Annotated in this window: 10 protein-coding genes; 4 read left to right on the top strand and 6 right to left on the bottom strand. The window is 51.5% G+C overall.

Translation table 11 applies throughout. The annotated features are described in order from the left end of the window. Positions 1–39: 39 nt before the first annotated feature. The 6 genes from IEV89_RS20760 to tssB are packed head-to-tail and all read right to left on the bottom strand — an operon-like array spanning position 40 to position 6,384. Positions 40–531: an Hcp family type VI secretion system effector gene (locus IEV89_RS20760; RefSeq protein WP_188475419.1), complete on the bottom strand. Its 492-nt coding sequence runs from the start codon at positions 529–531 to the stop codon at positions 40–42. Positions 532–563: 32 nt separating this feature from the next. Continuing rightward, positions 564–2,255, bottom strand: coding sequence for an OmpA family protein (locus IEV89_RS20755; RefSeq protein ID WP_188475418.1), 1,692 nt, complete (start codon positions 2,253–2,255; stop codon positions 564–566). After that, positions 2,255–2,941, bottom strand: coding sequence for a type VI secretion system protein TssL, short form (tssL, locus tag IEV89_RS20750; protein WP_373283433.1), 687 nt, complete (start codon positions 2,939–2,941; stop codon positions 2,255–2,257). Before tssL ends, IEV89_RS20755 begins: the two co-directional genes overlap by 1 nt. Then, positions 2,938–4,290 carry a type VI secretion system baseplate subunit TssK gene (gene tssK, locus IEV89_RS20745; RefSeq protein WP_188475416.1) on the bottom strand — a complete coding sequence of 451 codons (1,353 nt, stop codon included), beginning with the start codon at positions 4,288–4,290 and terminating at the stop codon, positions 2,938–2,940. Before tssK ends, tssL begins: the two co-directional genes overlap by 4 nt. Positions 4,291–4,304: 14 nt before the next feature. Then, positions 4,305–5,852, bottom strand: coding sequence for a type VI secretion system contractile sheath large subunit (tssC, locus tag IEV89_RS20740; protein WP_188475415.1), 1,548 nt, complete (start codon positions 5,850–5,852; stop codon positions 4,305–4,307). Positions 5,853–5,892: 40 nt separating this feature from the next. After that, entirely contained in the window at positions 5,893–6,384 is a 492-nt protein-coding gene (gene tssB / locus IEV89_RS20735) for a type VI secretion system contractile sheath small subunit (protein WP_188475414.1), read from the bottom strand. 945 nt (positions 6,385–7,329) lie between these two features. Between tssB and acs the strand changes: the two genes are divergently transcribed. The 4 genes from acs to IEV89_RS20715 all read left to right on the top strand — a co-directional run bounded on the left by acs (position 7,330) and on the right by IEV89_RS20715 (position 12,461). Continuing rightward, positions 7,330–9,291, top strand: coding sequence for an acetate--CoA ligase (acs, locus tag IEV89_RS20730; protein ID WP_188475413.1), 1,962 nt, complete (start codon positions 7,330–7,332; stop codon positions 9,289–9,291). A 53-nt stretch (positions 9,292–9,344) separates the two neighbouring features. Next, positions 9,345–9,656 (top strand): DUF485 domain-containing protein, encoded by a 312-nt coding sequence (locus IEV89_RS20725; RefSeq protein WP_188475412.1) that lies wholly within the window; start codon positions 9,345–9,347, stop codon positions 9,654–9,656. A 20-nt stretch (positions 9,657–9,676) separates the two neighbouring features. Next, positions 9,677–11,320 (top strand): cation/acetate symporter ActP, encoded by a 1,644-nt coding sequence (gene actP / locus IEV89_RS20720; protein ID WP_188475443.1) that lies wholly within the window; start codon positions 9,677–9,679, stop codon positions 11,318–11,320. A 157-nt stretch (positions 11,321–11,477) separates the two neighbouring features. Then, a complete protein-coding gene (locus tag IEV89_RS20715; protein ID WP_188475411.1) occupies positions 11,478–12,461 on the top strand; it encodes a zinc-binding dehydrogenase in 984 nt (327 codons plus the stop codon). Positions 12,462–12,673 lie beyond the last annotated feature (212 nt).

The raw sequence follows: 12,673 nt of genomic DNA, 5'->3' as shown, positions 1-12,673 counted from the left end.
CGCAGCCAACGCACCAGCGGCGCGAAGAATGACGGGTAACTAAGCGGTGGTGCGCTCATTCCATGAATCGGAATGAATGATGTTGCCGTCTTTGTAGGTCCAGGTGATTTTTTCGTAACGCAGTTCGATGGCTTCGAGGTGGTTGTGCTTTTCCTTAGCCGGATCTTTGATGTCGTGCATTTTTGGCGCGACCTTCACCAGTTTGACGTTCTCAAGCTTGGTATTGAAATACTCCACTTCCTGGCCCGCATCGTTGATTTTGTACCATTTGAACTCGGCCGATTTCAGGGTCTGACCGGTGGTCACCGCCTTGTACAGGTACGGGCTGGAGGAGTCGATTTCCTTGGTGAACAGGAACGGGGTATGGATACGGGTGCCCGTTAATTTGCCGGTGTTGTTATCGGTAGGGATGTACAGGTTGTGGTCCTGTGAAACGACTTCGATGCTGCCTTCGCGATCTTTTACGTCAACGGAACCTTTAATGTCCGCACCACCATCGTCTTTCAGCCACAGGTAAACAGGAATTGCCATGGGTAAATCTCCATTTTTAGATTAACGACTCATCAATCATTTGATGAGTCTTGAGATGCTGGTGCTTTACAGGCATCAACCTGCGGCACCAGACTGATTTCAACACGACGATTCGCCTCACGACCTTCCACCGTGTCGTTGGTCGCGATCGGGCGTGTCGCACCATAACCCTGAACCGCAAAGCAGGTCGGTGATACGTCGCTGGTGGACAGCATCCAGTCGCGCAGCGCTTCGGCCCGTTTCTGGGATAAAATCTGGTTTGCCCGCGCATCGCCGGTAATATCGGTATGGCCCGCGACCACGATCAGCCAGCCCGGTTTGGCCTTGATGTCGATCAGCGCATTGACCAGCAGCTTGGTGCTGTTGGGTTTGAGCTGGTACTTGCCGGTGTCAAACAGCGACAGGGCATCGAGGCGCACGGTTTTCGGCGTTTTTTTCTCCACAGGCGGGGGAGGCGGCGGGGATGGAACATAGGTTTTGATCGCCGCCATCAGCGGTAATCTCAGCAGTTCGCCCTGATACAGTCCCAGTCCAAGACGTAGCGGTTCGCCATTGCGGAACCCGTCATCAAGCTGTGCGGCATCCTGACGCAATATCTCCACGGCCTTGGCTTTCCGGGCGTAATCCTTCATCCCGATACTGTCGTAATGGCGGATGTCGAAAGCGACGCGATGAAGCAGTTGCCGGTTGTGCCAGGCGCTGCAATACAGTGCGATGACAGCCGCCAGAGTCAGCAACGTGACCGCATGGCGCAGCATCCGGCGGCGGGATGTCACACCGCTGCCAGAAGGTAATTCTGGGAAAATGAATTTCGGGAAGAGCAGATGACCGGTGTCGGCATCGGCTTGCGGATGCCGACCTGCCACCTGAGTCAGCGCAGTCCGGTCAGCCAGCCAGTGCTGCCAGAGTGAACCTGGCTCAACGTGGTTTATCCCGGTCACCTGATGCAGGATCACCTGCTGTACGGAGACGGATGCCACATCTTCATTGCTTTCCTGCAATACCGGCATCACCTGCGCTTTCAGCCAGTCACTGTGCTCATTGAACAACGCCGTCTGTTTAAGGCATTGAGCTTGCTCAGAATGCCCCTCCTGACGCTGCCAGTTCGCCAGCGTTTCGGGCATGTTAACGGTTGCCCACAGCGTGACCAACTGAGATTTTTGCTGTGAAAGCCAGACGGGGCTTTGCGTTAGACTGGTGGCTACGGTGCTGCTCAGCAGCAAAGGAATGGCGCGGCGGGTATCACGGCGAACCTGAACCATCTGCCAGCGCAGTTCATGCAGGCTGGACGTTAATGCGCGTTGATCGTCGTGCTGCTGTGGATTAACCACCTGCATGACCGCCAGCTGATTGATCCATTCAGGACGTTGCAACAGGATCTGCCGCGCCAGCTGGCGAAGCGAACCGCTGTCATCGACGCGCACCCAGCAGCCCTGTGCGGTCTGATGCACAGCGCTGTCACCGAAGAGAGACGCCAAGTCATCACCACAGACCAGAACCACCGGCAGACGATAATTTTCTGCGGGCAGATCGGCTGATAAAGTGTCTGTCAGCTCAGCGTCTGGCTGACGACCTGCGTGCCACAGGCCGATAACGCAAATAATGACGACCAGCAGAAACGCCAGCCAGCACCCTGCGGGAGATAAAGGCAGAAATACCAGACACAACATGCCTGCCAGTGATCCGGCCCACAGCCATAAAACCCGTCGCCTGAGTGGACTCATTACACTGACCCCGGTAACAAGGTCGGCAATAGCCCTGAAAGCCAGTAATCAAGTCCCCACCAGAGGAGACCGACGATGCAGGCAGCAAGACCGAGGCGCACCGGCCAGTAACGAAGCCAAACACTCATGCGACTATGAGAAGCCGCCACGGCAAGTGCCGGACAGGTTGGCGAAAAGGCCAATGCGGGTACCCGCGCAGAAAGTTGATCCACCAACTGCTCGCGCTCGGCAACATCCGGGGAACTGTAGCCACCCTGGAAACCCAGCATAAGAACCCGATGGAAACAGGTCAGCACGGTAATGTCGGGCGCAGGTTCACGCAAGACGGTACGCATATGTTCATAGAGCTGGTTACCGGCGTCCAGCGTATTGAAGAAATGCGCCTGCAACGGAGAATTACACCAGACAAAATACGCATCATCCTGCACGCCGCGCCCTTTGACGGATTCATCCAGCAACGCGCACTGGGCATAGAGGATATGCTGAATGCTCTGCTCGCTGACGCCGGCGTCTTTCAGGTACTGGCGGACGCGTTCGACATCGGCCATGCATTTTTTCCAGAATGTACGGCCTTCGCCCTCCTGACAACTCACGCCCTGACGCAGGCTGATCACCTGTAACCAGGTGCCCTGAAGCAGGGTATCAATATCCACGGGCTGCGTTTTTTCTTCCATGAATTGACTCATGCGCGCAGCACCGCAAACAGTTCAAGCTGAATATCACCCAGCGTGCCTGGAACATAGAACACGCAGGCACCCGCTTCCATCATCGGCTTCGCGGCAGGATGGTTGAGGTCGAGAGAGAAATACTGGTTTTCCAGTCGTAACGGGATAGCCGCAGGCACATGGCTCAGAGGCGTCAGCGGGATCCCGCTCAGCGCCACGTTCACCACGTTACCCACGTCATCCGGCGCACCAACTTTACACAGCTGCGGGAACTGCGTTTGCAACTGCGCAGACGAGAGGGGCGAGCGGACGGACAGATAGAAATCCACCCCTTCGCGCAGACGCGGATCGTGCAGGTTACCGCGCCATTGGTTGATACGAGCGTCATGCACCAGCTCAATCGCGACAACGCGGGAAGGCAGACTGGCTTCCAGCAGGATATTCAGCAGCGCAAACAGCGGCGGAAAAACGGCCGTCAGGTGATCATGCTGATAGGCAGGAATGGCCGTGACGTCGTGCTCGAGGGAAAACGTCAGCAGGTTGCCGGCCAGACGTGCCAGTTCCTGATAAAGACGTTCCGGATGCACCTGAGGATAGCGCTGGAAATTCCCCAGTACGGGCTCAGCACCGTTAAGGGCGTTCAGTAGCCAGAACAGTGACACGTCGGCGACGGCAAAGTCGGCCATGCGGGCATTGCTTTCGCGGCGCATTCCCATCAGGCGCTGTAATCGCGCCCGCAGTTGCACCATCAGGATTTCCAGTTGCTCACCGCACCAGTGGCTGGCTTGCAGGCTCATCAGCGGAGGAATGAAGTGAGCATCCAGCACCCAGCGCCCCTGCGCATCTCTCTGCAAACGGGCGACCGGGCAGACCAGATAATCGCCGTTTTCCTGTGAATCCAGACGCAGCGTCAGCTCATGCGTCATGACAGCGACCGGTTTCTTGTCATCACCGTAATGGTTTTGTACATCCCGCCACGCCTGACGATAGCGCACCGGACGTTCGGCGCGCTCATCAGGTTGCAGACAGTTACCGCCGTTGGCATAGAGCTGCGGCATTGCCAGCATCACCGTGGTTTCAGTTGCGTCAGCGGGAAGGCTGGCGGCAAGCGTCAGCGTAGGTGGGAGTAAATCTGCACAATCGGTATCGATCAAAACACCATCCTGAAAACGGACATTCAGACGCTCTGCTTTCAGACGCCCTTGCGCCAGCGCATCCCGCTCGAACGTAGCATGAAGCACCCCCCACGGATGGAGGACGCCCATTTGCGCGATGCATTCGTTTGTCCAGGCCTCCAGAGAGGCCTGTTGTTGAAACTGCTGCGGTGAAACCAGAATTCCGCGTGTCCATAGGGGACGTTCAATCTTCATTGCGCCTCCCGGCTTTAAGCTTTCGCTTTCGGCATCTGGGAAACCAGTGACAGGTTGACGTCCATCCCTTCAACCTGGAAGTGCGGTACCGCAAACAGCCGCACGCGGAAGAAGCCCGGGTTGTCCTCGATATCTTCCACCACCACTTTGGCATCACGCAGCGGATGAGATGCCTGAAGTGAATCACCCGGGTCGGTCATTTCGGTAACCAGCCCACGTACCCACGTATTGAGCTCCAGCTCCAGCAAACGGCGATCTTTAGTCGTGCCGATGTTTTCACGCTGAATCAGCTTCAGGTAATGTGCGATGCGTGGCAGCAGGAAGATGTACGGCAGACGGGAGTTGATGCGGCTGTTAGCCGTAGCATCAGCGGTGTCGTAAAGCGCGGGTTTCTGCGTGGAGTTCGCCGAGAAGAAACAGGCGTAGTCGCGGTTTTTGTAGTACGACAGCGGAATAAAACCAAGGTTAGCAAATTCAAACTCACGGGTTTCCGGGATCATCACCTCAGACGGGATTTTCACCTGATTGCCGGTGCCGAGGTCGTAGAGATGGATCGGCAGATCGGTCACTGCGCCGCCAGCTTGCGGGCCACGGATTTGCACACACCAGCCGTTATTGATAAAGCTTTTCACCATATTGGCCGCGAAGGCAAAGGAGGCGTTGGTCCACAGGTATTTATCGTGGTCAGGGCCTTTCACTTCTTCGACATAGTTGAAGCTGCGCACCGGCACGGTATCTGGGCCATACGGCAGGCGGCCCAGCACGCGCGGCATCACCAGACCGATATAGCGGGAATCATCTGTTTCGCGGAAGCTCTTCCATTTGATGTATTCGGCGCGGTCGAAGTAGTTACCAATGTCCTTGATAGCCGCGACCTCTTCCATTTTATCCTTGAGGAAAAATTTCGGACCCGCAGAACCGATGAACGGCATATGGGCGGCGGCGGACACTTTGGAGATATTGCGCAGCAGCGCCACGTCCTGAGCAGACGCATCAAACTCGTAGGCAGAAATCAGTGCGGCAATCGGCTCTCCGCCAGGGCTGTCATACTCAGCCGTGTACGTATGCTGGTATAATCCGCTTTGAATAATCTCCGGCGCGTCTTCGAAATCCTGACGCAAATCGCCTTTCGACAGGTCGAGCAACTCGATTTTGATGTTTTGACGGAAATCAGTTTTATCGACCAGCGACTTCACCCCGCGCCACAGAGATTCTACGGCCTGGAAGACCTCATGGTGCATCACCGCATCCAACTGACGGCTAATCTGGTAATCCAGCTCCGCAATATGGTGGTCAATCAGCGACTTGTCCAATTTTTCAACTTTTGAACCCGCTTTACTCAGGCACTCCAAAAACACCTGCATGCCGGCGGTCAGACGCTCATCAGCAGTGGCATCCGACATCGCCTGATTATCCTGCCAGATATCCAGTGCACTCAGCGTTGATACCGGGTTCAGGTTGATTTTTTCAAACAGGGAGGCGTACACGCTGCCCGCTTCCGGACGCTCCAGCACGATGCTTTCACCACCAGCGGCATTTTCATTTTTCACAGACATCAGCATTTTCTCTTCGTTAATCCGTTAAACATCAAGACCATCAGGTTTATTTAGGAGCCAGGGCAGACAGCTCACTGCGCAGTTCAGCGCTGAGCGTTGGGTCAAGCAGGATTTTTTCCAGCTCTTTACGGAAGGTCGCGTTGTCCAATAGGTTGGCTTTGAGGTCGCGCAACAGATTGCGCATAGCCAGCATGGCTTTCAATTGAGGTATCTGGCGGGCCACCTGCTCTGGCTCAAAGTCTTTCATCTGAGCAAAGGAGAGGTTGACGTTTTCTTCGCTGCCATCACCGGCCAGGGTGTTTTCAACGGAAAGATTGACGGAAGGAGAGAATTCGGACAGCACACTGTCGAAGTTGTTTTTGTTGACGTTGACCTTCTCACGCTCAGAGACCGGACGTTGCTCGGCACCGTTGCTGTAATCCCCCACTACCATAAGCTTGAGGGGTAACTCGACGTTCTTCTGGGCGCCGCCGGTGTGCAGATCGAGTTTTATATTGACGCGAGCCTTGGGGATCTCGGACTGGTAGGAGTTAGACATGGCTATCCCTGTTCTATGAAGTAATAGAAATGGTCAATGCCAGTGAGAAATTAATAAGAAAGGCTTACCCTGCCAAAATAGCATCCCTGCTCGCGCCATCCGGCGCAAATCAAAACTGGGGTCAAAAGCGAGCGCATTCCATTCACTAGCAAACATGACACAGTATTTTTAGGTATAGATCCGAAATATAGAATTTCGGATAAGCACCTATTGATGGGAGTTTAAAAACATTAGCCAGATGATGGGAAATAAAATGATGTAACAAAATACTACATATGATGAATTCAACAAATTCAGATCATCATTTTGATTTATAAGAATTTTCCACAAAAACCCTCCAGGCCGCATGGGATAAGGTTGTGTGGCAATCACTCTATTTTACTTAAGAATAACTTTAGACAAAAACTGATATTGAGAAGGACCTTTTTTAATTTTTCCAAAATTGTGACTCTGGGCATTCTGTGGTGACGGGAAAGAGGCCAGAAGTGTGGTACTGATGCCAACCTTAGGAAACACATCGACTATAGGTAATCGAGAAAAACGCACGACACGCCAGTTCTAACAACGAGGGGAAATTGCTGCCCCCTTAATGACGCACGATAGTATGGATTAATTACTCAGCATTTTTCAGGAATATGAATTATCGCTGAATGACATACCTTCTCTGTCGTATCACAGTCCTCAATGCTACATTTTTGTTACTTGTAAGTTACGCGGCGCTCTTGATATTGCTGAAATCGATGTCGTTGTGAGATGTTGATACGGTTGGTTAATAGTAACGGACGCCCGGCAATGTAAACACGCCCACACTCACGGTAAATAATGACATCTTGTTGAGTTTACGCTGGTTGCGTGATCTGGCCTCCAAAAACCAAACAAAGCCCTCCGGTAAACCACACTTAACCTTTGATTGACATATGATCAACAAATTAAAGGAGAAAAACCATGAGCCATGTGTATAAGCATTCTATTCCTGCTTCTATTGCAGAACATACCCTGATCACACCTGAGAAATATCAGCAGTATTATCAAGAGTCGGTAGAGCATCCGAACCAATTTTGGGCTGAGCAAGGAAAAATACTCGACTGGATTAAACCTTATACAAAAGTGAAGAACACCTCGTTCGCGCCGGGAAACATTGATATTCGCTGGTTTGAAGATGGGACGTTGAATCTGGCGGCAAACTGCCTGGATCGCCACCTTGAAAAAAACGGTGACCGCACCGCGCTGATATGGGAAGGCGATGACCCGAAAGCAGAGAGTAAAAAGGTTAGCTATAAACAACTGCATCACGATGTCTGCAAATTCTCCAACGTTCTGAAAGGGCTTGGCATTAAAAAAGGCGATGTCGTGGCTATTTATATGCCGATGGTCCCTGAAGCCGCTGTCGCCATGCTTGCATGCGCACGCATCGGTGCCGTTCATTCAGTGATCTTTGCAGGGTTCTCACCTGAAGCGGTAGCAGGACGCGTTGTTGACTCCAACTCGAAACTGGTGATCACCGCGGATGAAGGCTTACGGGCCGGACGCACTATCCCGCTCAAACAGAACGTCGATGATGCGCTGAAAAATCCTGCGGTCACCAGCGTGACCAACGTCGTCGTATTTAAACGTACAGGCAAACAAGGGGAATGGCATGAAGGCCGGGATATTTGGTGGCATGACGCAATAAAAGACGCTTCAGCCGATTGTCCGGCCGAAGAGATGAATGCTGAAGATCCGTTATTCATTCTTTATACGTCCGGTTCAACCGGTAAACCTAAAGGGGTGTTGCACACGACTGGCGGTTACTTGGTTTATGCCGCATTGACCTTCAAGTACACCTTTGATTACCACGAAGGCGATATCTACTGGTGTACCGCCGATGTGGGCTGGGTAACAGGTCACAGCTATCTACTTTATGGGCCGCTCGCTTGCGGTGCAATTTCACTGATGTTTGAAGGTGTGCCGAATTATCCTGCACCGAACCGCATGGCGCAGGTTATCGATAAGCATAAAGTGAATATTTTATATACCGCGCCTACGGCGATCCGCGCACTGATGGCAGAAGGTGATAAAGCTATTGAAGGAACAAGCCGCGAAACGCTACGTATTATGGGTTCCGTGGGTGAACCCATTAACCCGGAAGCCTGGGAGTGGTATTACAAAAAAATAGGCAACAGTAAATGCCCGATTGTCGATACCTGGTGGCAGACCGAGACGGGCGGATTCATGATAACGCCGCTACCGGGAGCTACCGAACTGAAAGCCGGTTCAGCAACTCGTCCATTCTTCGGTGTGCAACCGGCCTTAGTGGATAACGAGGGCATTCCGCAGGAAGGCGCATGCGAAGGTAACCTTGTCATCACTGACTCATGGCCGGGTCAGGCCCGTACCCTGTTTGGTGATCATGACCGCTTCGAACAAACTTACTTTTCCACCTTCAAAAATATGTACTTCAGCGGAGACGGCGCTCGCCGGGACGAAGATGGCTATTACTGGATAACGGGTCGTGTGGATGACGTATTAAATATTTCAGGCCACCGTCTGGGCACAGCCGAGATCGAATCTGCATTAGTCTCACACCCAAAAATTGCTGAAGCGGCCGTGGTTGGGATCCCGCATAGCATTAAAGGTCAGGCAATCTATGCCTATATCACCCTGAATCATGGTGAAGAACCCTCAGCAGAGCTCTATTCCGAAGTGCGTAATTGGGTACGCAAAGAAATCGGGGCGATTGCCACACCAGACATTCTTCACTGGACAGATTCACTACCGAAAACCCGCTCGGGGAAAATTATGCGCCGCATACTGCGCAAAATTGCCACCGGCGATACCAGTAATATGGGAGACACCTCGACACTCGCCGATCCTAGCGTCGTCGAAAAGCTGTTGGAAGAAAAACAATCAATGAAAGTGCCGTCCTAATTTTCACCGCCCTGGTGCGGTGAACTCTATCAATGCCTCCAGGAGCCACTGAGATGAATGATCTAATTTATCAAAGAGTTGTAAATAACCCGCGTTTCAGAGAACTCGTCGAAAAACGCAGCCGCTTCGCGTGGCTACTTTCCGGCATCACTCTGGTTATGTATGTTGCTTTTATTCTCCTGATTGCTTTTGAACCTCAATGGCTTGGTACACCCTTATACGAAGGCGCAACCATTACTCGTGGCATTCCGATCGGCGTTGGGCTGATTGTTATTTCTTTTGTACTGACGGGTATTTACGTCTTTCGTGCCAATGGTGAGTTTGACCGACTAACTGCCGATATCATCCGTGAGGTGAACCTATGACTCCCCGTCGCTTAGGGATAATGGCGCTCACGAGTTTATTGGCTCTTCCACTAAACACAATGGCGGCAGAAAGTATAGCAGGTGAAGTGACAAAGCAGCCGCTGAATATTGAAGCGATTGTGATGTTCGTTTTATTCGTTGGTGCGACCTTATACATCACATACTGGGCTTCAAAACGCACCCGTACTCGTCAGGATTATTATACGGCGGGTGGCCGCATCACTGGTTTGCAAAACGGCATGGCAATTGCTGGGGACTTTATGTCTGCGGCATCCTTTCTGGGCATATCGGCGCTGGTTTATACCTCAGGTTACGATGGTTTGATTTACTCAATTGGTTTTTTGATTGGATGGCCTATTATTCTGTTTTTGATCGCTGAAAGGCTGCGCAATTTGGGGAAATATACCTTTGCTGATGTCGCCTCATACCGCTTGAAACAAAAGCCGATCAGAACGTTGTCTGCCTGTGGTTCGCTGGTCGTGGTAGCGTTGTATCTGATTGCACAGATGGTTGGAGCGGGGAAATTGATTCAGCTGCTTTTCGGTCTGAATTATCACGTCGCGGTGATCCTGGTCGGTATTCTGATGGTGCTCTACGTCCTATTTGGAGGCATGTTAGCAACGACCTGGGTGCAAATTATTAAGGCAGTTTTGCTGCTCGCAGGTGCAACCTTTATGGCCGTGATGGTAATGAAGTCAGTCAACTTCAACTTCAATACCCTTTTCCAACAGGCGGTCGCGGTTCATCCGAAAGGTATCGCCATCATGAGCCCTGGCGGACTGGTCTCTGATCCAATATCCGCCCTCTCTCTTGGATTAGCCCTGATGTTTGGGACAGCGGGTCTACCTCATATCCTGATGCGATTCTTTACCGTAAGTGATGCCAAAGAAGCACGTAAAAGTGTCTTCTATGCTACTGGCTTCATCGGCTACTTCTATATTCTGACCTTTATCATCGGCTTCGGCGCCATCGTATTGGTCAGCGCCAACCCAGCGTTTAAGGATGCAACAGGCGCACTGCTTGGTGGGACTAATATGTCTGCAGTCCATCTTGCTGATGCCGTGGGTGGCAGCTTCTTCCTTGGCTTTATCTCCGCCGTCGCCTTCGCAACAATTCTGGCAGTGGTGGCTGGGCTTACTCTAGCGGGTGCATCTGCGGTATCACATGACCTGTATGCATGTGTTATTAAAGATGGTAAAGCAACGGAAAGAGATGAGCTGCGGGTGTCAAAAATCACGGTCATGCTTCTGGGCATTGTTGCGATTCTACTCGGGATATTGTTCGAGAAACAAAATATCGCTTTCATGGTCGGTCTGGCTTTCTCTATTGCCGCAAGCTGTAATTTCCCCATCATCCTGTTATCAATGTACTGGAAGAAACTGACTACCCGAGGCGCTATGATTGGCGGCTGGTTAGGTTTATTGACGGCGATTATCTTGATGGTTCTTGGCCCGACGATTTGGGTAAAAATATTGGGACATGCTGAACCTATCTATCCTTATGAATATCCAGCGTTGTTTTCAATGATTGTGGCATTTGTGGGCATCTGGCTGTTCTCAATTACCGATCACTCGCGCGAGGGTGAGCGGGAAAGAGAACGCTTCTATCCACAATTTGTTCGCTCTCAGACTGGGATCGGCATATCCCAAAGTTCAGATCATTGAGCATCCAATACAGCCAGAGCTTGCACGGGCTCTGGCTTTTCCAATGATTTCTTCGTTTTTTGTACGCCAGACAATTCTGTAATATCCGCCAATACATTGCTCATCAACCCAGAGTAGTGAATGCTGTTAAGTCGTAACTTAAGACAAGGAGGCAAAAATGTTCACGACCGAAGCCTGGATATGGCAAGAACGTTCAGAACCGGGGGCGCTGGAATTTAAAAAAACCACACTATCCGCTCTCAAGGCCGACCATGTATTAATTAAAAATAAAGCCGTGGGTTTGAATCCCGTTGACTGGAAGATGTTGGAGAGTCCTCCTGCGACATGGCAAAACGGCCATATTCCCGGCGTGGATGGCATGGGAGAAATTATTGCTCTCGGCTCAGCAGTGCAACATCTGCGAATCGGAACACGAGTGGCTTACCATGCGGATTTACGTTTTGCGGGGAGCTTTGCGCGTCATACCGTAGTGGCGGCTCACGCGCTAATGCCTATTCCAGAAGCCTTAACGGATAGTGTAGCGGCCGCTTTTCCCTGTCCAGCAATGACTGCATGGCAGGCGATGAAGCGTGTCCCGGAATTGGCCGGTAGTTCTGTTCTCATTAATGGTGCGGGAGGCATTGTCGGTGGAATACTGACCCAGTTGCTCTCGCAGACGAATGCTCGCGTCTACACTACAGCCAGCGAGCATCATCACTCACTTTTAAATCAGAAGGGAGCACTGGGAACGTTTGACTACCACCAGTCAGATTGGCAAGAACAATTGCAATCCGCGCTTAAAGGCCATTCGTTGCATGCGGCTTTTGACATGGTAAATCAACAAAGCGCCGAGTCCCTTGGCCACTTACTTGGGTATTATGGACACCTTGTCTCGGTACAGGATCGGGTTGAAAAGTCGCCTGTGGATCCATTCAGTACCAGTATTTCATTGCATGAGATCGCGCTTGCAGCCATACATATGCATGGTTCACCCACCCAATGGCAACAATTGATCGCAGCGGCTGGGCAAATGCTCGAACAGATCTCACGAGGCAAATTACTCATGCCAACAATTAAAACAGTTGCCTTTGCTGCATTACCTGATGCTTTAAATAACATTAAACATCACAACGACGGGGTCAAATACGTTGCTGAACTTTAGAGCGCCCGAGCTCTAAAATTCACAAAGTCCCTTATTGAGATGGCCTTTTAACTTAATTTTGTCTGTTATTTTAAGCAAAATAGCGTTTTGATTAGGTGATGTAGTCTCCTGGTTAAGAAAGTGCCATTGACCAGTTGAGGAGAATATTCACCCCTTTATTCTATAAATTCCATATAGCAAAAAGCCCTGTACGTCAGTACAGGGCTTTCTAC

It is taken from the genome of Hafnia psychrotolerans (assembly GCF_014639435.1).
Classification (GTDB): domain Bacteria; phylum Pseudomonadota; class Gammaproteobacteria; order Enterobacterales; family Enterobacteriaceae; genus Ewingella; species Ewingella psychrotolerans.
The sequence above is the reverse complement of the archived record's forward strand: the minus strand, read 5'-3'. Positions and strand labels throughout refer to the sequence as shown.

What these genes read in the sequence shown, in the direction of transcription:
- IEV89_RS20725 (WP_188475412.1), top strand. Translation starts at nt 9,345, where the DNA reads ATGAATGATCTAATTTATCAAAGAGTTGTAAATAACCCGCGTTTCAGA.
- IEV89_RS20755 (WP_188475418.1), bottom strand. Translation starts at nt 2,255, where the DNA reads ATGAGTCCACTCAGGCGACGGGTTTTATGGCTGTGGGCCGGATCACTG.
- tssK (WP_188475416.1), bottom strand. Translation starts at nt 4,290, where the DNA reads ATGAAGATTGAACGTCCCCTATGGACACGCGGAATTCTGGTTTCACCG.
- tssC (WP_188475415.1), bottom strand. Translation starts at nt 5,852, where the DNA reads ATGCTGATGTCTGTGAAAAATGAAAATGCCGCTGGTGGTGAAAGCATC.
- tssB (WP_188475414.1), bottom strand. Translation starts at nt 6,384, where the DNA reads ATGTCTAACTCCTACCAGTCCGAGATCCCCAAGGCTCGCGTCAATATA.
- IEV89_RS20715 (WP_188475411.1), top strand. Translation starts at nt 11,478, where the DNA reads ATGTTCACGACCGAAGCCTGGATATGGCAAGAACGTTCAGAACCGGGG.
- IEV89_RS20760 (WP_188475419.1), bottom strand. Translation starts at nt 531, where the DNA reads ATGGCAATTCCTGTTTACCTGTGGCTGAAAGACGATGGTGGTGCGGAC.
- acs (WP_188475413.1), top strand. Translation starts at nt 7,330, where the DNA reads ATGAGCCATGTGTATAAGCATTCTATTCCTGCTTCTATTGCAGAACAT.
- actP (WP_188475443.1), top strand. Translation starts at nt 9,677, where the DNA reads ATGGCGCTCACGAGTTTATTGGCTCTTCCACTAAACACAATGGCGGCA.
- tssL (WP_373283433.1), bottom strand. Translation starts at nt 2,941, where the DNA reads ATGAGTCAATTCATGGAAGAAAAAACGCAGCCCGTGGATATTGATACC.